At 74.3% G+C, this 17,389-nt stretch carries 16 protein-coding genes and 1 riboswitch; of the genes, 5 read left to right on the plus strand and 11 right to left on the minus strand.

Annotated elements, in window-relative coordinates:
• The 4 genes from DFJ69_RS05555 to DFJ69_RS05570 form a co-directional block, all read right to left on the minus strand.
• Positions 1 to 1,524, minus strand: coding sequence for a cobyrinic acid a,c-diamide synthase CobB (locus DFJ69_RS05555; protein WP_116026424.1), 1,524 nt, complete (start codon positions 1,522 to 1,524; stop codon positions 1 to 3).
• Positions 1,521 to 2,123 (minus strand): cob(I)yrinic acid a,c-diamide adenosyltransferase, encoded by a 603-nt coding sequence (cobO, locus tag DFJ69_RS05560; protein ID WP_116021478.1) that lies wholly within the window; start codon positions 2,121 to 2,123, stop codon positions 1,521 to 1,523. The genes DFJ69_RS05555 and cobO overlap by 4 nt, the downstream gene beginning before the upstream one ends.
• Positions 2,124 to 2,137: 14 nt before the next feature.
• Entirely contained in the window at positions 2,138 to 4,114 is a 1,977-nt protein-coding gene (locus tag DFJ69_RS05565; protein ID WP_116021479.1) for a putative cobaltochelatase, read from the minus strand.
• 88 nt (positions 4,115 to 4,202) lie between these two features.
• Positions 4,203 to 4,286: riboswitch (cobalamin riboswitch) on the minus strand.
• 124 nt (positions 4,287 to 4,410) lie between these two features.
• Entirely contained in the window at positions 4,411 to 5,004 is a 594-nt protein-coding gene (locus DFJ69_RS05570) for an ATP-binding protein (RefSeq protein WP_245974707.1), read from the minus strand.
• A gap of 142 nt (positions 5,005 to 5,146) precedes the next feature.
• On the opposite strand from DFJ69_RS05570, the gene DFJ69_RS05575 reads away from it, so the two are divergent.
• A complete protein-coding gene (locus tag DFJ69_RS05575) occupies positions 5,147 to 5,983 on the plus strand; it encodes a helix-turn-helix domain-containing protein (RefSeq protein WP_116021481.1) in 837 nt (278 codons plus the stop codon).
• Between the two features lie 9 nt (positions 5,984 to 5,992).
• Entirely contained in the window at positions 5,993 to 6,208 is a 216-nt protein-coding gene (locus DFJ69_RS05580) for a DUF397 domain-containing protein (protein WP_245974054.1), read from the plus strand.
• A gap of 181 nt (positions 6,209 to 6,389) precedes the next feature.
• Here DFJ69_RS05580 and DFJ69_RS05585 read toward each other — a convergent pair whose 3' ends face one another.
• A complete protein-coding gene (locus DFJ69_RS05585; RefSeq protein ID WP_116021482.1) occupies positions 6,390 to 6,728 on the minus strand; it encodes a hypothetical protein in 339 nt (112 codons plus the stop codon).
• A 196-nt stretch (positions 6,729 to 6,924) separates the two neighbouring features.
• Between DFJ69_RS05585 and DFJ69_RS05590 the strand changes: the two genes are divergently transcribed.
• From DFJ69_RS05590 to DFJ69_RS05600, 3 genes are all read left to right on the plus strand, one after another.
• On the plus strand, positions 6,925 to 7,200 hold the full coding sequence (locus DFJ69_RS05590) for a hypothetical protein (protein ID WP_147312211.1): 276 nt from the start codon (positions 6,925 to 6,927) through the stop codon (positions 7,198 to 7,200).
• Positions 7,197 to 7,541 (plus strand): hypothetical protein, encoded by a 345-nt coding sequence (locus DFJ69_RS05595; RefSeq protein ID WP_116021484.1) that lies wholly within the window; start codon positions 7,197 to 7,199, stop codon positions 7,539 to 7,541. Before DFJ69_RS05590 ends, DFJ69_RS05595 begins: the two co-directional genes overlap by 4 nt.
• Before the next feature lie 90 nt (positions 7,542 to 7,631).
• Positions 7,632 to 8,315, plus strand: coding sequence for a DUF4328 domain-containing protein (locus DFJ69_RS05600; RefSeq protein WP_116021485.1), 684 nt, complete (start codon positions 7,632 to 7,634; stop codon positions 8,313 to 8,315).
• On the opposite strand, the gene DFJ69_RS05605 is transcribed toward DFJ69_RS05600, so the two are convergent.
• The 6 genes from DFJ69_RS05605 to DFJ69_RS05630 form a co-directional block, all read right to left on the minus strand.
• Positions 8,304 to 12,029 carry a DNA polymerase III subunit alpha gene (locus DFJ69_RS05605; RefSeq protein WP_211328518.1) on the minus strand — a complete coding sequence of 1,242 codons (3,726 nt, stop codon included), beginning with the start codon at positions 12,027 to 12,029 and terminating at the stop codon, positions 8,304 to 8,306. The genes DFJ69_RS05600 and DFJ69_RS05605 overlap by 12 nt on opposite strands.
• Position 12,030: 1 nt before the next feature.
• Positions 12,031 to 12,315, minus strand: coding sequence for a DUF6504 family protein (locus tag DFJ69_RS05610; RefSeq protein ID WP_116021487.1), 285 nt, complete (start codon positions 12,313 to 12,315; stop codon positions 12,031 to 12,033).
• Between the two features lie 225 nt (positions 12,316 to 12,540).
• A complete protein-coding gene (locus DFJ69_RS05615) occupies positions 12,541 to 12,813 on the minus strand; it encodes a hypothetical protein (protein ID WP_245974056.1) in 273 nt (90 codons plus the stop codon).
• A gap of 307 nt (positions 12,814 to 13,120) precedes the next feature.
• Positions 13,121 to 14,083 (minus strand): alpha/beta hydrolase, encoded by a 963-nt coding sequence (locus DFJ69_RS05620; RefSeq protein ID WP_116021488.1) that lies wholly within the window; start codon positions 14,081 to 14,083, stop codon positions 13,121 to 13,123.
• Positions 14,084 to 14,128: 45 nt separating this feature from the next.
• Positions 14,129 to 15,640: an outer membrane protein assembly factor BamB family protein gene (locus DFJ69_RS05625; protein WP_116021489.1), complete on the minus strand. Its 1,512-nt coding sequence runs from the start codon at positions 15,638 to 15,640 to the stop codon at positions 14,129 to 14,131.
• A 129-nt stretch (positions 15,641 to 15,769) separates the two neighbouring features.
• A complete protein-coding gene (locus tag DFJ69_RS05630; RefSeq protein ID WP_116021490.1) occupies positions 15,770 to 17,323 on the minus strand; it encodes an outer membrane protein assembly factor BamB family protein in 1,554 nt (517 codons plus the stop codon).
• Positions 17,324 to 17,389 lie beyond the last annotated feature (66 nt).

The raw sequence follows: 17,389 nt of genomic DNA on the forward strand, positions 1-17,389 counted from the left end.
TCACTGGACTCCCCCTCTGCTCGCCATCGCCTCGACGAGGCGTCCCGCCGCCGCGGGGGCCCCGGCCCAGTGCAGGTGCAGGTACGACGCGAGGCAACGTCCCCGGACGAAGCCCTCACGGCGCGAACCCTTGGGTTTCACGGCCCACTGCCACGCCGCCGTCCCTCCGTCGGCCGCCTCGACGGCCGTCCGGTGGAACTCGTGGCCGTTCAGCCGCTCCCCGGTACGGGCGACGACCGAGTCGGCCACGGCGACGGCGGACCGGTAGCCCAAGGTCAGCCGCGAGGTCATGGTGGCGGTCGCGTCCAACACCCCGCACATCGGGGCCCCGTCCAACTCCCGCACCAGGTAGAGCAGCCCGGCGCACTCGGCGTACACGGGCGCGCCCGAGACCACCAGGTCACGGATCCGCTCGCGGAGCGGCTCGTTGGCCGACAGTTCGGCGGCGTACATCTCGGGGAACCCACCGCCGATCACCAACCCCCGCGTCCCCTCCGGCAGCCCCTCGTCGCGCAGCGGATCGAACCGAACGACCTCGGCGCCGGCCGCCTCCAGCAGCTCCACGTTCTCGGCGTACCCGAACGTGAACGCCGCGCCCCCCGCCACCGCCACCACCGGCCGCCCACCGGCGCTCCCGAACGACCCGCCGCGTTCCGCGACCCGACCGTCATCCGCTCCGGGTGACGCGTCCAGGCCGTGCCCGACCCCGCCTCGCGGCGGAACGCCGACACCACGCCCACCACCGGGCGACGCGACCGAACCTCGCTGCGCTCCGACCTCGCCCCCCGGCGACGCGTTCGGAACGGCGGCCGGGTCCCACGGGGACGCGGTGAGCGCGGGGGCCGTACGGGCGAGGGCGAGGAGGGCGTCCAGGTCGCAGCCCTCGGTGATGAGGGCCCCCAGGCGTTCGACGGTGGTCACGGCGGCGGCGCTGCGTTCGGCGGCGGGGATCAGGCCCAGGTGGCGGGACGGGGTGGCCACGTCGTCGCGGCGGCGCAGGACGCCGAGCACCGGCAGGGACAGCTCCTCGATCGCGGTCCGGCAGAGGTGCTCGTGGCCGTCGGAGCCGATCCGGTTGAGGATCACGCCGCCGATGCGGACGTCGCCGAACGTCCGGAAGCCGTGCACGGTCGCGGCCACCGAGCGGCCCGCCGCCGAGGCGTCCACGACGAGGACGACGGGGGCGTCCAGCAGCCGGGACACGTGGGCGGTCGAGGCGAAGTCGCCCTCCCCGGACACCCCGTCGTACAGGCCCATCACGCCCTCGACCACCGCCACGTCGGCATCGGCCGCGCCATGCCGGAACAACGGCACGACCGCCTCCTCGCCCACCAGGAACGGGTCGAGGTTGCGACCGGGACGGCCGGTGGCCAGCGCGTGGTAGCCGGGGTCGATGTAGTCGGGCCCCACCTTGTGCGGGGAGACCTTCAGGCCGCGCGCCGCGAACGCCGCCATCAGCCCGGTCGCCACGGTGGTCTTGCCCGCCCCCGAGGAGGGGGCGGCGACGACCAGGCGGGGTGTCACCACTCGATGCCCTTCTGGCCCTTCTGGCCGGCGTCCATCGGGTGCTTGACCTTGCCCATCTCGGTGACCAGGTCGGCCAGTCCCAACAGGTCGGGATGGGCGTCCCGGCCGGTGATCACGATGTGCTGGGAGCCGGGGCGGGCGGCCAGCGTCGCCACCACGTCGGCGACGTCGATCCAGCCCCACTTGATCGGGTAGGTGAACTCGTCGAGCACGTACAGCCGGTAGGTCTCGGCGGCCAGATCGCGCTTGATCTGCTCCCAGCCCTCGCGGGCGTCGGCGGCGTGGTCCTCCTCGCTGCCGGGCCGCTGGATCCACGACCAGCCCTCGCCCATCTTGTTCCAGCTCACCGTGCCGCCCTCGCCGGACTCGCCGAGGACCTTCAGCGCGGTCTCCTCGCCGATCCGCCACTTGGCGGACTTCACGAACTGGAACACCCCGATCGGCCAGCCCTGGTTCCAGGCGCGCAGCGCGAGCCCGAACGCGGCGGTCGACTTGCCCTTGCCCTGCCCGGTGTGGACGATCACCAGCGGCCGGTTGCGGCGCTGCCTGGTGGTGAGCCCGTCGTCGGGCACCTGCTCCGGCCTGCCCTGTGGCATGTCGGTCCTCCCCGTCAGGCCGCGGTACGGACGTCGCGGACGATCCGCGTCAGGCCGTCCACGGCGAGTTCCTCCAACCGGACCGCCTGCGCGTCCAGCGACACCGCCAGGCGGGCCGCCAGGCCGAGGCGGACGGGCCCCGACTCGCAGTCCACCACCACCGCGGCGACGTCCCTGAGCAGGGCGGCGGCGCGGGCGGGGTCGGGGCCGTGGGTGGCGCGGCCGTCGGTCACCGTCACCAGCAGCGGACGGCGGGCCGGGTCGCGCAGCCGCTCGATCCGCAGCACCTCGGCGGCGCGCAGCAGGCCGGCCGACAGCGGGGTGCGGCCCCCGGTCGGCAGTTGCTCCAGCCTGCGCGCACCGGCCTCGACCGACGACGTCGGCGGCAGCACCAGCTCGGCGGACGCGCCCCGGAACGTGATCAGCCCGACCTTGTCGCGGCGCTGGTAGGCGTCCGTCAGCAGGCTGAGCACCGCGCCCTTGACGGCGCGCATCCGCTGCCGGGCCGCCATCGAGCCGCTGGCGTCCACGACGAACAGCACGAGGTTGCCCTCGCGCCCGTCGCGGACGGTCTCGCGGACGTCGTCGGACGTGATGACCAGGCCCGCGCCGGTGCGACCGCGGGCCCGCTGGTGCGGCGCGGCGGCGCGCAGGGTCGCCATCAGGTGGACGCCGCTCGTGCCCGGCCGCGCGCCCGACACCCTGCCGTACGGGGTGCGGGCCTTGGAGCGCCGGCCGGGAGCGCCCGTGCCGACACCCGGGACGGTGAACAGCCGGGGCCGATAAGCGGCGTCGGCGGGTGCGGGCGTCGACTCGTTCCGGCCCTGCCCGCTCTGCTCGCCCTGCTCTCCGGAGGGGGGACGTTCGTCGGTCGGGGAGGTCGACGCGTCGCCCGGCTCGGCGGGCCCGTCGCCAGGGGCCCCGCCTCCGGAGGGGCCGCCGCCGCCCGGGTCGTCGTCGGGGTCCTCATCGTGCCGGCCGTGCTCGTCGAGGGCCTGCTCGAGCTTGTCGTGGTCGAGCCCGGGCGCGTCGAACGGGTCGCGGCGGCGGCGGTGCGGCAGCGCCAGCCGGGCCGCCTGTCGGACGTCCTCGGCGGTCACCGTGTCGCGGTCGTGCCAGGCGGCGAGCGCGATGGCGGCCCGCGCGGTGACCAGGTCGGCGCGCAGCCCGTCCACCTCGAACGCGGCGCACACGGCGGTGATCTGCCGCAGCGCCGCGTCGGTCAGCACGACGCCGGGCAGCCGTTCCCGGGCGGCGGCGATGCGCCCGGCCAACGCGGTCTCGGCGGCGACCCACTCGGCGACGAAACCCTCCGGGTCGTCCTCGAACCGCAGCCTGCGCCGGACGACCTCCGCGCGCTCGTCGGGGTCACGGGTGGCGGCGACCTCGACGGTCAGCCCGAACCGGTCGAGCAACTGCGGGCGCAGCTCGCCCTCCTCCGGGTTCATCGTGCCGACCAGCAGGAACCGTGCCGCGTGCCGGACGGAGACGCCCTCGCGCTCGACGTAGGAGCGACCCATGGCGGCGGCGTCCAGCAGCAGGTCGACGAGATGGTCGTGGAGGAGGTTGACCTCGTCCACGTACAGGACGCCCCGGTGCGCGGCGGCCAGCAGACCGGGCTCGAACGCCTTGACCCCCTCGGTGAGGGCCCGTTCGATGTCCAGCGACCCGGTGAGCCGATCCTCGGAGGCCCCGACGGGCAGCTCCACCAGCCGCGCCGGGCGACCGGTGCCGGCGGCGTCCGGCGCGTGCGGGCCGTCGGGGCAGGCGGGGTCGGGAACGACCGGATCGCAGGAGAACCGGCATCCGGCGACGACGTCGACCGGGGGGAGCAGCGCGGCGAGCGCGCGGACGATCGTGGACTTCGCGGTGCCCTTCTCGCCGCGCACGAGCACTCCCCCTACGCCCGGCGAGACGGCGTTGATGAGGAGGGCGAGCTTGAGGTCGTCCAGTCCGGCGACCGCGGAGAAGGGGTAGCGGGGGGCGCTCATGGCGCCCCGCGGAAGTATGCGGCCATGCGTCAGCGGTCCTTCCTCGGGTGTCCACGCCCGTGGCGGTCGTCAGGAGCCGACGGCCGGCGTTCCTGGCTCCCGGCACGGGGCGCGCACAGCGCCGACCTGCCGGTCACAGTTGCGGGACAGCCCCGGATTCGCACCGGGTTCCACCGCGTCCGTCGCCTGCACAGGATGACACACCGCCCGACATGCCCCAAGTCACGGAGGGGTGACACCGCTCCCGCGACCTGCGTCGGCGGACCCCGGGCGACGTCGGTCGACCCGGCCGTCGGCTACCCCAGCTCGTCGCCGGGGTCGAACGGGGCCGGGACGCCGAGGCCCTTCTCGTCCGGCGGCAGGACGAACCAGACCGCCTTGCCGGGTGCCCCGTCGCCGCAGCGGGAGCGTTCCCGCGACGTCCCCCAGCGCCCGCCGGACAGCTCCCGGACGATGCTCAGCCCGCGACCGCAGTCGCCGGAGGTCCAGGAGTAGCCGGGCAGTCGGGTGTCGCCCAGCCGATCGAAGATCGCGCAGCGCAGCTCGGGGGCGCCGGCGTCCTCCTTTCGGGCGGCGTCCGGGGCGTCCGCGCCGTCGTGGAGATAGAGCCACAGCTCGTACGGGCCCCGGTCGCCGGCGTGCTGGAAGGCGTTGGTGGCCAGCTCGCTGACCATGAGCCGGGCGTCCGCGATGAGATCGGCGGAGGCGCCGAGCGCCTCCAACGCCTGGGCCAGCGTCACCCGGGCCTCCCGTACGCCGCCGGGCCCGCCCGGCAGCTCCCAGGCCCAGCCCGGAGGGCGCCGCCCGGCGGCGTCGTCCGTGGGGGCGGCGGCCTGGTCGGTGGTCTCGGGTGGGGTCTGCACGGGGGTCGCCTCCAACTGCGTCGACATCGTCACGCTCGGTCCCCGATTGGTCACTGGCACCCCAGGGTCTCGTGTGATTCTCACCACCGCAACTCTCTTGGAGAGATTCCGGTAGCGGGCTTGTCGTTCTCGTTGTGCGGTGCGTTCCGAAACACCACACTTGCGAGCCATGACCTACCGCCCCACCGTCCGCGGGCGTCGGCTGGCGCGGGAACTGCGCCGCCTGCGCGACGAGGAGAAGCTGACCCTGCAGGACGTCGCGGACCGGCTCGGCTGGTCGCGGGCGACGGTCTCCCGGCTCGAGACCGGGCAGACCCGACCCCGGCCCGGCGACGTCGCCGACATCCTCGACCTGTACGGGGTGCCCAGCCCGGAGCGCGACGCCCTCATCGCGCTGGCCCGGCAGGCCGGTCAGCGCGGCTGGTGGACGGCGTACGCCGACGTGTTCACCGGCAGCTACGTCGCGCTGGAGGACGAGGCGTCGGAGATCCGCTCGTGGGACGCGCAGCTCATCCACGGGCTGCTGCAGACCGAGGCGTACTCCCGCGCCGTGATCACCGCGGGCCGGCTGCTGCCCACCCCCGAGGACGTCGAGCGCCGCATCGACGCCCGCAAGGCCCGGCAGGCGCTGCTCGATCGGGAGAACGCGCCGCACCTCCACATCGTGTTCGACGAGGCGGTGCTGCGCCGTCCGATCGGCGGTCCCGAGGTGATGCGGGACCAAATGTTCTGGTTGGCCGACATGGCGAGGCGGCCAAAGGTTACCCTTCGTGTGCTGCCGTACACGGCCGGCGCTCATGCCGGGCTTGACGGCAGATTCACGATCCTGTCGTTTCCCAATCCGGCCGACCCGGATATCGCCTATGTAGAGGGGACCATGGGCGATGTCTACCTGGAGAGCACGGTGGAGACCGGTCAGCACGGGACGAGATTCGACCGGATCGTGAAGGCAGCCCTTTCACCGGAGGAATCCGCGCACCTCCTCACAGAGGCAGCGAAGGAGTAGATACGGGCCGTGAATGTCCATCCCCCCATCCAGATCACGACGGAACTGTCCCGCGCCGCATGGCGCAAGTCCTCCCACAGCGGCAGCGGCGACCAGTGCGTGGAGGTCGCCGCGTTGCGCGGCGGTCACCGCGCCCTGCGCGACTCCAAGGATCCGCAGGGCCCCGCGCTGCTGCTGAGCCCCGCCGGTTGGCGGGACCTGCTCGGGGACGTCGGCGCACGCTGACCCCCCGCCGCTGACGGACGCCTCCGGCGGTCCGCGCACCTCACCTTCCCAGGCACCGGAACGTTCCGGGGTCGCGGTGCGCCATGGCCGACCGGGGGCGTTCGCGGGTCCGCCGAACGCCGTACGCGACGACGCCCCCTTCCGGCATGTCGGAAGGGGGCGTCGTCGCGTCGTCGTGTCGCTAGGCGGCCAGCACCGTCGACGCGGACGGCAGCGGCGGTCGGGCGGCGAGGGCGGCCACGCCCGTCGGGGTCGCCGGGCTCTCGACGGCGTGCTCGGGACGGGCGGCGAGCCCGAGGAGGGCGGCGTGGGCGGGGCGCTCGACGTCGTCGAAGGGCTCGGGGTGCTCGTCCGGATAGGCGTTCGTCATCAGGCCGGCGTACTCGGTGAGCCAGGGCTCGATGAGCGTGCGCTCGGCGGGACCGTGCAGCGCGGCGTGCGCGATGTGGGACGAGAGGTGGGACGAGAGGTGGGACGAGAGGTGGGACGAGGTGTGGGACGTGCCGTTCGGCTCGATCATGGTCGCTGCCCCCTTTCCGTGTCGCCGGTCGCGGGCCGCCGGGAGGCGCGGCGCGAACCGGCTCGAGGGGTTCCTTCCCCCTGTTCACATCAAGCTATCCAGCCCCACTGACATTCCCTTCGAACAGAAAGTCGACGTGGATCCTCGGCCGAACGGCGGATCCGGGGGCGCTCCGGCCGGCCGTACCCTCGGGGCCATGAGCACGGGCCCGATCGACGGCTCCGGCGGCGGGATGTCGGCGCCGGACCGGTTCCCCTCCTGCGGCGGGGTCCTCGTCCGGGTGTCGGCGCGTCCGTTCCCCGTGGCCCGCCCGGTGGAGGCCCCGGCTGCTCGGGCTGCGGGCCGGACCGACGACGGGATCGCCGGGGGGCCGTTCGTCTCGTCGTCCACGGTGAAGGCCCGTCCGGCCGGCGTCCGGCGCGAGCCGTCAGAGATCGCCGCCCGGGCGTGGGAGTCGGGGACGGTCCGGTGACGCTGCCCGTGCTGTGGGCCCTGACGGTCGTCGGCTGGCTGGTGGCGGCCGCCGGGCTGGCCCGCGGGCTGACCGGCCGGGCGCGCACCGCGTCGCTCGCCGCGCACGGCGTGACCCCTTTCGGGGTGCTGCTGCTGTGCTCGATGCTGGGCTACGGGTCGTTCTTCGCGGTGATCGCCATGGCGGCGCAGTGGTGGGCGCTGACGCTGGTCACCCTGTTCCGGCCGGAACGACTCGCCGACCCCGTCGGAGGCGATACCGTCCGACCGACGGCCCGGCTGACGGTGTGGCTCGTGGTGGCGACGGCGCTGGCCTGCGGGCTCTCGGCACTGATCGTCTGAGTCGGGTGTGCGCCACCGGGCCGCAGCACGGGTCAAAAGTACGTAGCATCTGGTGGAAAGGGCCGCAAAGACCCCCCGGGAGGTGGCCGAATGCCGTGTGCCTTGTGCGGCGACATCATCCCCACGGAGGTCGCCCGCTGCCCGGCCTGCGGCGCCTGGGCCCGGCGGCGCGACTTCCGTGCGATCGGCGTCGCGGTGTTCATGCTGCTCGGGTTCAACGCCTTCATCGCGCTGGGCTCGGGCATCAGCCTGCTGCGCCTCGAACGCCCGCTGGACGGGCTGACCCGCGACGACTACGACGCCACGACCACCGCCCGGACGCTGGCCCCGTACGCCGACGTGTTCACCATCTCCGCCGTGCTGGCCGGGATCACCGGGGTGCTGTACCTGGCCTGGCTTTGGCGCGCCGCAAGACAGGCGTCCGGGCCCCGGCCCTATCACCGGGGCTGGGTACTGCTCGGCTGGGTGGTGCCGGTGGTCAACCTGTGGCTGCCGCCGCGGATCGTCCACGACCTGTGGGTCAGCAGCGGCCGGTTCAGCCCGGCGGGCCGGCACGCGGTGGGCGGTGTGGTGGCCGCCTGGTGGGGCAGCGTGCTGGCGGCCATCGGGCTGGCCCAGGCGTTCCCGAGCGGCGCGGCCAGCCTGGCCGAGGCCAGGTTCAGCGTGCATCTGGGGGTCGCGGCGGCGGCCTGCCAGGCGCTGGCCGCCGCCCTGTGCATGGTGACCGTCTTCCAGATCACCCGCCTCCAGATCGAGCGCCCCCTAGCCGCCTGAGGACCCTCCACTGGCGTGCCACAGCCGGCGGGGCGGGCGTTTGACGCCGCCCCCCGCCGGGCCGACGTCGGCGTACGGGGACAGCTCGAACCCGTTGGCGTAGACGAGGGCGCGACCGCCTCGGCGGGGGCCGTTCGGGCCGGGGCGGGCCACCATCGCCCGGTGGACGGCCTCGATGCCGCCCCGCCGCCACTCCTCGTGCAGCCGGGGCAGATCCCAGCAGTCCGTGCCGTTCAGCGACACGGCCCGGCCCCCGGCGCGGCGCAGCCTGCCGCGGACGATCAGCAGCCACGAGCCGAAGACGGTGGCCGCGCAACGGTCCTGCACCGACTCGAAGAAGGTGGCGTCGACCGGGCCGGTCGCGTCGTCGACGGTGGCGAAGATGACCCGCTGCCCCGACCGCACCGCCGGGGTCTGGGTGGCGACCTTCACCCCGGCGACCAGGACCTCCGCCCCGGCGGGCAGGGCCCGGGCGTCGCGCAGGTCGCGGGCGCGGACCACGCCGAGCGCCGCGAGCAGGTCGTCGTAGAAGCCGAGCACGTGCCGGCTGACGTCCATGCCGAGGATCTCCAGCTCGGCCTCGACCATCTCGGCGGGCGTCATCGGCGGCAGTTCGCCCGCCGGGATCGTCTCCGGACCGCCCTCCGGTGCGTCGAACGCGAGCTGGCCCTCGACCCCCGTGCGGGCGCCGGCGCGGCGGGTGCGGGCGGCCCGGTCGAGCGCCCCCACCTGGCACAGCAGATCGCGGCGGGAACGGTGACCGGACCCGAGGTCGTGCAGCGCGTCGAACGCGCCGACCAGGACGAGCCGCTCGGCCACCGGGCGCGACACGTGCGCCCGCCACCAGAAGTCGCCCAGGGACGCGTACGGGCGCTGCTCGACGATCCGGTCGACCTCGGCCTCGCTGATGCCCTTGACCTCGTTCAACGCCACCCGGATGCCCTGCGGGGGCGGGGTGTCGCGCGCGGTGGAGCCGCCCGCCGACAGCGGCTCGGCGTGCCAGACGGCCCCCGAGCGGTTGACGTCCAGCGGGAGGATCGGCACCCCGAAGTGCCGGGCGTCGTCGAGGATCGCCCGCTTGGGGTACATGCCGGGGTCGTGGGTCAACACCCCCGCGTAGAACGCCGCCGGGTGGTGCCGCTTGAGCCACGCCGACTGGTAGGTCGGCAGGGCGAACGACGCGGCGTGGGCCTTGCAGAAGCCGAACGCGCCGAACGCCGACAGGGTGCTCCAGACCCGTTCGACGGCGGCCTCGTCGTAGCCCCGGGCCAGGGCGTGCTCGCGGAACCAGGCCGCGACCTCCACCTGGCCCCGCTCGTCGCCCAGCCGCCGCCGGGCCGCCTCGGCGTCCGACAGGCCGCAGCCGGTCATCCGGTCGATGATCCGCAGCACCTGCTCGTGGAAGACCACCACGCCGCCGCTCTCCTCCAGGATGTCGGCGAGGTCGGGATGCGGAGGGGCCGGCGTGCCCTCCCCGTGCCGGGCCCGGAGGAACGGGGAGATCATGTCGGAGTTGACCGGGCCGGGCCGGAACAGCGAGATGTCGATGACCAGGTCGCCCAGGTCGCGGGGCAGCAGCTTGGCGACCAGCTCCCGCTGGCCCGGGGACTCGATCTGGAAGCAGCCCAGCGTCCGCGCCTCGCGGATCATCGCGTAGGTGGGCTCGTCGTCGCGGGGCACCGCCTCCAGGTCGACCTCGCCGCCGCCGGTGCGGGCGATCTCGGTCACCGCGTGGGCCATCGCCGACTGCATCCGCACGCCGAGCACGTCCAGCTTGAGCATTCCCATGGCCTCGACGTCGTCCTTGTCGAACTGGCTCATCGGGAAGCCCGCCAGGCTGCGCTCGACCGGGCTGCGGTCACGGAGCAGGGCGTCCGACAGCAGCACCCCGCACGGGTGCATGGCGATGTGCCGGGGCAGCCCGTCGAGGCGCTCGGCGATGCGGAACAGCCCGGACAACCGCGCCTGACCGAGGTTGCTCTGCCGCAGCTCCGGCAGGTCGTCCAGGGCCGCCCGGATCTGCCGCGCCCGGATGTGCGGGAACGCCTTGGCGATGGCGTCGATCTCGTACGGGGGCAGGCCCACGGCGTTGCCCACGTCGCGGATCGCGCTGCGCGCCCGGTAGGTCTCCATCATCGAGACGCAGGCCACCCGCTCCTCGCCGTACCGGTCGAAGATCGCCCGGTACGCCTCCAGTCGGCGGGCGGACTCCACGTCCAGGTCGATGTCGGGCAGGCCCTTGCGGCCGTCGGACAGGAACCGCTCCATGACCAGGTCGTGCTCCAGCGGATTCAGGTCGCCGATGCCGAGCAGATGGTTGACCAGGCAGCCGGCGCCGGAGCCGCGGATGGCGCAGCGGATGCCCAGCGACCGGATCAGCCCGGCGGCCTCGGCGACCACCAGGAAGTAGGCGGCCAGGCCCTTGCGCTCGATGATCCCCAGCTCGTGCTCCAGCCGGTCGCGGGCCCGCGCCGACCCGGACAGGCCCCGCCGGACCAGCCCCGCCGCGCAGCGCGCCACCAGCTCGGCGTGCGGGGCGCGGCCGGCCTCGGTGGACGGCTCGGGGAGGTGCGCCCGGCCCATGCCGAGGTCGGCGACCGGGTCGATCGCGCACCGCTCCCCCAGCCCTCGAGTCCGCTCCATCAGCTCGCGGACGGCGGCCCGGTCGGGTCCGCAGACGCGCTCGGCGACACGCCACATCTCCTCGGCGGACGCGAGGTGGGCGCGCCCGGTGGTGTCCTCCAGGTGGCGGCGGTGCAGGGGGACGAGCTTGCGCGCCGCGTCGAGCACCTGCGCGGCGGTGACGTCGGCGCGGTCGAGGTAGCGGACGGCGTTGGTCAGCACCGCCGGGACGCCCGACCGGCCCGCCAGCTCCAGCATCCGGGCCGCCCGGGCGGTGTCGCCCCGGCCCCGGTGGTCGACGATCTCGATGACGACCTCGGCCCGTTCCCGCCAGCCCGCCAACAGCCGTTCGGCCAGGTCGTGGCGGCGCTCGGCGACCGCCCGGCCCACGTCGGAGCCGGGCCCGAGCAGCACCACGAGCCCTTCGGAACGTTCCGCCAGCATCTCCGGCCCGACCAGCGGGACACCTCGCTCGCCCGACAGATGGGCGTCGGTCACCAGCCTGCACAGCGAGCCCCAGCCCCCGCCGCCGGCGGCCAGCACCACCGCCCGGCCCCCCGACCCACCGCCCGCGACCGTCGCGGCACCGCCGGAACCCCCCGGCCGGCCGCCACCGCCCCCGGCCATCGTGAGACCACCGCCGGAACGCCCAGACCACTCGCCGCCGGCCCCCTCGGCCATCGTGAGACCGCCTCCGGCGGCGGCGCCTCCTGCAGGGAGACCACCGGCGCGCGCCGACCGTCCGCCGCTGGAGCGACCCGGGCGCTCCGCGTCCCGGACGCCCGTACCGCGCCCGGCGACCCCGGGACGCCGGCCGGCCGAGAGACCGCCGTCGGTGCCCCGTCCGGCCGCGCCGTCGCCCTCGGAACACGCGAAGGCCGTGAAGGCGAGGTCGGCGCCGAGGATCGGGGTGATGCCGGCGGCGCGGCAGGCCACGACGTGCTTGACCGCCCCGTACAGGCCGTCGCGGTCGGTCAGCGCCAGCAGGTCCATCCCCAGCTCGACGGCGCGCTCGGCGAGGGCGCGCGGCGGGGCGACGCCGTACCTCAGGGAGAACGACGACGCGACGTGGAGATGCGGAACGATGCCCACCTCAGTCCCAGATCCGGGAGAGCGTCCAGGCGTTGCCATCGGGCTCGTGGCGGAGCTCGTACACCGCGACCTCCCCGTCGGGGGACGCCTCAACCCTCCAGAACTCCCGTTCGCCGGGGTTCTCCCAGGAGGGGTCGCCGGTGCGCTGCTCGCGCCACCAGTCCCGCGTGGTGACCCAGTGCTCCAGCACCCGCCGCACTCGGTGGACGCGCCCGCGCCACACGAACTTGACCGGCCTGCCGCCGGTCACCGTGACCTCGATCGGCTCCCCGAAAAAGCGCGCCATTCCGCTTCCCCCGCCTTCGAGGCCGCGCCCGCCGACACCCGGGTCCGGGGCGTCTCACCTGCGCGGCCTCATAGATCTCCACGAGCGCCGCGCGGGGGAAGGCGCGCGACACTCTTCGAACATACGTTCGGTGGCAGTCTAGGAAGCCCGCACTCGGGGTGGCAAACGCGAAGCCCGTCCCACAACCGGGACAAAGGGAGGGTAAAGGGGTGTGTCAGGGCCCGATCAGCCCAACAGGCGGGCGATCTGGTCCGCGGCGTGGGCGGGCTGCGTGACATCGCCCATACCGCCGCCGGCCCACAGGTAGTACCAGCCGTCGTTCACCGGCATGGCGACCACCATCACCTGCCGCCGGGACACCGGGTTGGCCACGTGCAGCACGGACTCGCCCGGCCCGGCCAGCCGCCAGCTCAGCCCGCGGCCCTCGATCTCGTACGCCAGCGCGGCGAGATGATGCCGCCGCGCGTCGCCGATCTCCCGCGACCCGACCACCGTCATCGCCGCTCGGCCGTCTCGCCGGCCTGAGCAGCCGACCTCCACTGGCGCACTGCGGCACACGGTGACATTCGGCAACCCCGCCTCAAGGATGACCCGCTCAATCCCGGTCCAGTCGATCAACCGGTTCCTCATTGGACAATAGCGGGTTCGATCACGTGTTTTCGTCGTAACGAGGACGCCCGCGCCACCATGCCGGTTCCCCGCCGGTTCAGGCCGCCCCGGTAGGCACCGGACGAAGCGGGGCCGAACGGGAGAACCCTCCCTTCCGGAACCGCCCCGTCCACCGGGTCGGCCGTTCCCCTCGACGCTACCGGCCGGGCTCGGGCAGGTAACCCCGAATCCACCGCTCCAGCTCGCCGAACACCTGGTCGCGGGCCCTCTTGGCGGACAGCACCAGGTCGTGCAGCCCACCGTCGATCCGCACCAGCGTGACGTGCGGACCGAGCCGGGGCGCCCAGCGGGCCATGTGCTCCACGTCCAGCACGGCGTCGGCGTTGGAGAGGTCGGCGACCCCCGGCCGACGCCTCACGCTCTGGGTCGACGCCATCACCAGCACCGGCACGTCGATCGCCAGCCCGGCGCGCAGCCTGGCCTGGCCCCGTCGGATCGCCGCCAGCCACGCCGCCCGCACCCCGAAGCCGGTCGGCGGCTTCCACCGCAGGTCGAACTCCCACTCGCCCTCGTGGTCGCGGTGCAGGCTGCGGGCGTACCGGCCGGACGTGGGGGCGGGCAGCTTCGCCTTGGGCCGCACCCCGCGCAGCGCCCGGGCCAGCACGTCCCCGGCGATCCGCAGCGGCGCGGGCTCGTTGATGTCCAGGAACGGGCTGTTGAGGAACAGCCCGTCGACCAGGCCCCGGCCCTTCACCCGGTCGGCCCACAGCGCGGTGGTCAGCCCGCCGGTGGAGTGCGCGTTGACCAGCAGCACGTCATGGCCGTCGTCCTCCCGGATGATCCGGACGGCCTCGTCGATCTCCGCGAAGTACTCGGTCAGGCTCTCCACATAGTTGGGCGTCTGGTGGGACAGCAGCGACCGCCCGTACTTGCGCAGGTCGAGCGCGTAGAAGTCGAACCCCAGGTCCACATAGAAGTCGGCCAGGTGCTTCTGGAAGAAGTAGTCGACGAAGCCGTGCACGTACAGCACCGCCCGCCGGGACGGATCGGTGGCCCTCCGCCGTACGAGGGTCGCCACGACCTCGCCCTCGGAGTCCTCCCCCATCGGCAGCACGATCGCCTCATACCCCGGGCCCAGCACGTCCACGGTCACGTCCATGGCCTCTCCTTCCGCAGCGTGCTCGCCAGCGTAGCCAGGACGCGATCACTCCTTGACGACGGCGACCGGGAAGGAGTCGGAACCGGTGCCGTCCTCGGCGACGAGGACGTAGCGGTCACCGTGGGAGTACAGCGCCACCGCCGAACTCAGCCAGCGGAACCGGGTGGTGCCCAGATAGGTCTTCGCGCCGTCGCGCATCGACAGGGCCGTCAGGTCGGGCGAGCGGGGCCCGTCGGTGAGGACCAGCACCCTGGACGGCTCCACGTGGACGGCCTCGATGTCCTCGAGGGGCGTCGACCACAGCCGTCGGCCGTCGGTCAGCCCGTACACCCTGATCTCGCTGCGGCCCCCCGCGCCGGACGCCCGGGCGACGAGCCGGTCGCCGAGGACCATCAGCGGGTCGAGCGGCGCGACCTCGAACAGGGAGGAGCCGCTCGTCAGACGCCAGGGGCCGTCCTCCACCTCGATGGTGGCCCGGGTCCGGCCGGCGTCGTCGAAGGACAGGACCGCGTCGATGCCGCGCTTCCCGCCCTCGTGGACCCGGGCGACGGCCGGCGCGGCCGACAGCAACGTGATGTCGGCGGACGAACTCCGCAGGGGCGCCGGCGTCTCCCAGCGGGACCGGCCGGTCGTGACGTCCACGGCGACGATCTTCTGCGGTGTCACGGGACAGCGCAGCTCGGCCAGCACCGCCGTGGAGCCGCCGATGACGCCGTCGAACTCGCAGTTCTTCCCGGCCGGGCGCGTCCACCGGTCCGCACCGTCGCGGAGGCCGAACGCCCGGAGCGCTCCGCCCGTCCGGACGACGACGGCGTCACGGGTCAGCGCCACCATGTTCGGGGAGGCGCCCCTGGGGGGACCCGCCGTCACTCCAGGGCCGGGCTCGGGTGCGAGGTCCTTGGTCCACAGCGGCCGTCCGTTCGTCAGGTCGACGGCCGCGAGCCGCGCGCAGGCGCCGTCCTCCTCGCCGTAGCCGACGGCCCCCGTGCCGCCCTCGGGGGCACCGCTCATCGCGCACAGCACCGCCGGGGCGGGCACGGTGAACGTCCAGCGGACGTCACCGGTCGCGATGTCGTACGCCGTCAGCCGGTCGAAGCGGGCGCGCACGACGGTGGAGCCGTGCAGCCAGCTCCCCTGCCCCTCGACGTCGTCGGGGTTCTCGCCGGACGCCTGCCAGACGGTCCCGAGGGTCGGGCCGTGCGCCCAGGCGAAGATCATCTGACCGGGGACGATGCCCGCCAGCGCCACCACGGCCAGCACCATCGTGCCCAGCCTGGCCTTCAGTCCGCCGATCAGCGCGACCAGCGCCACGGGCAGCGCGATCACCAGCACGACGAACGCGAGGCCCATCGTCACGCCGCTGCCCCGTGGGCACGTTCCACTGCTCACGCCGCGACGACTGCCGCACGATCCGCCGGCCTCCACGATGAGCGCGGTCCAGCCCCGCGCCTGAAGGGTCAGCGCCACCCCGAAGAGCAACGCCGCGAGCACGCCGATCACGACGCGCCACCGCACGGGGACCCCGTCGGGCGGCAGCCCTCTCAACGACCTCGCCATCGCGGCGGCCTCCTCACGCGACCGCCCACGCGGCGCGCCCGGAGTCTCCCAGAGGAAATGTCCGGATAGATGGACATCTACATCGCTGCCCGCGGCCGAAAGAGGTCACCCCGGAGGTGTAACGAACGGTCAGGCGAACCGGGCGGCGGCGAAGGGGGAACCGCGGGTCAGAACGACGTAGCCGTCCCCTTGGGCGAGGAGGATCCCCTGCGCCGGCCAGCGAAGGAAGGTGGTCACGCCGAGGTAGGACTTCGCCCCGTCCGCCGTGGCCAGCGCATGGAGGCGGGGCGCGCGCAGGCCGCCGGCGACCACCAGGACGCGGCCGGGCTCGGGCCGGACCGCGAGGACGTCGTCGAGCCGCGTCGACCAGCGCAGCCGCCCGTCGCCGAGCCCGTAGACCTGCACGTTGCCGTGCCGACGCCCGTCGGTGAGGGCCTGGACGACCAACCGGTCGCCGTCGACCTTCAGGGCGCGGTCGGGGGCGGCGTCGAACGCCACGTCGTGGGTCCGCAGGCGTCGCCTCCCGTCGTCGACCGGGATCGTCGCCCGGATCCGTCCCGCGTCGTCGAACGTCGCGATCGCGCCGGTGTCCACGCCCGGCCGGTCCCTGCGGACGTGGACGACGGCGGGCGACGCCGACAGCAGCGTCAGGCCCATCGTGGGCCCCTGGTCCGGTACCGGGGTCTCCCAGCGGGGCAGGCCGGTCGTCGCGTCCACCGCCCTGACCCGGTACGACGCCACGCCGCAGCCGACTTCCACCAGCACCCGGTCGCCCCCGCCGCGCACGCCGCCGAACCGGCACTCCGGGGCCGCCGGACGCCGCCACAGGCCCCGGCCGTCGCGCAGCCGGTAGCCGTAGAGGGCGGACCGGGTCCCCACGACGAGCACGCCGCCGGCCACCGCGACCATGTCGGCGGTGACCCCCGACGGAACGTCCTGGAGCGTCGTCACGGACGCGTCCGGCGGCCGGCCCGGCAACGCGACCTCGCGGGCCTCGCCCTTCGCCAGGTCCACGATCGCGAACCGGGAGCACGCGGAGCCCTGCGCGGCGACGCCGACCACCCCGAGCCCCCCGACGGTGTCCGCGCTCATCGCGCACAGCCGCTGCGAGGCGGGCAGGTCGTACGTCCACCGCCGGTCGCCGGTGGCCAGGTCGTGGGCGACGAGCCGCTCCGGCAGGGCCCGGATCACCGTCGAGCCGTGCCGCCACACGCCGTGCGCCGGCGTCTGGGAGTCGCCGCGGACCGTCCAGGCGGTCTCCAGGGTCGGGCCGTGCACCCCGTCGAAGATCCGGTCGCCGGGGAGCACCCCGGCGGCCACGGCGACGGCCAGCAACGGCAGCGCGAACCGGGTCCGCAACGTGACCAGCAGGGCGATGAACGCGGCCGGGACGCCGACGAGCAGACCGCCGAGCGACACGACCATCATCCAGGTGGAGCCCCGGGGGCAGCTCCCGAGCGCGTCCCGGCGCCGGCCGGTGCAGGTCCCGCCGACCTCGACGCCGAGCGCCTGGACGTTGCGCACCATCAGAACGGCGGCGACGCCGACGACGAACGCCGCCGCCAGGCCGATCAGGAGGCCCTTGACGGTGAACCGGGGGGAACCCCGCCCCGGCGCCTCGGGCTCCTCGGGCTCCTCGGGCTCCTCCCGGGTGTCCGGCTCCTCCTCCGACGGTCCTTCCACGCGTCGTTCCCCTTCGGCCCGGAGACTTTACGATCATGCAGTCTCCCAGACGGAACGGGTGGAATG

The organism is Thermomonospora umbrina (genome assembly GCF_003386555.1).
Lineage (GTDB): Bacteria > Actinomycetota > Actinomycetes > Streptosporangiales > Streptosporangiaceae > Thermomonospora > Thermomonospora umbrina.

Excerpts from the sequence above, each read along its gene's own strand:
- DFJ69_RS05565 (WP_116021479.1), bottom strand. The coding sequence starts at position 4,114 with ATGAGCGCCCCCCGCTACCCCTTCTCCGCGGTCGCCGGACTGGACGAC.
- DFJ69_RS05610 (WP_116021487.1), bottom strand. The coding sequence starts at position 12,315 with ATGGCGCGCTTTTTCGGGGAGCCGATCGAGGTCACGGTGACCGGCGGC.
- DFJ69_RS05625 (WP_116021489.1), bottom strand. The coding sequence starts at position 15,640 with ATGGCGAGGTCGTTGAGAGGGCTGCCGCCCGACGGGGTCCCCGTGCGG.
- DFJ69_RS05590 (WP_147312211.1), top strand. The coding sequence starts at position 6,925 with ATGAGCACGGGCCCGATCGACGGCTCCGGCGGCGGGATGTCGGCGCCG.
- DFJ69_RS05585 (WP_116021482.1), bottom strand. The coding sequence starts at position 6,728 with ATGATCGAGCCGAACGGCACGTCCCACACCTCGTCCCACCTCTCGTCC.
- cobO (WP_116021478.1), bottom strand. The coding sequence starts at position 2,123 with ATGCCACAGGGCAGGCCGGAGCAGGTGCCCGACGACGGGCTCACCACC.
- DFJ69_RS05615 (WP_245974056.1), bottom strand. The coding sequence starts at position 12,813 with ATGACGGTGGTCGGGTCGCGGGAGATCGGCGACGCGCGGCGGCATCAT.
- DFJ69_RS05575 (WP_116021481.1), top strand. The coding sequence starts at position 5,147 with ATGACCTACCGCCCCACCGTCCGCGGGCGTCGGCTGGCGCGGGAACTG.
- DFJ69_RS05600 (WP_116021485.1), top strand. The coding sequence starts at position 7,632 with ATGCCGTGTGCCTTGTGCGGCGACATCATCCCCACGGAGGTCGCCCGC.
- DFJ69_RS05570 (WP_245974707.1), bottom strand. The coding sequence starts at position 5,004 with ATGTCGACGCAGTTGGAGGCGACCCCCGTGCAGACCCCACCCGAGACC.
- DFJ69_RS05620 (WP_116021488.1), bottom strand. The coding sequence starts at position 14,083 with ATGGACGTGACCGTGGACGTGCTGGGCCCGGGGTATGAGGCGATCGTG.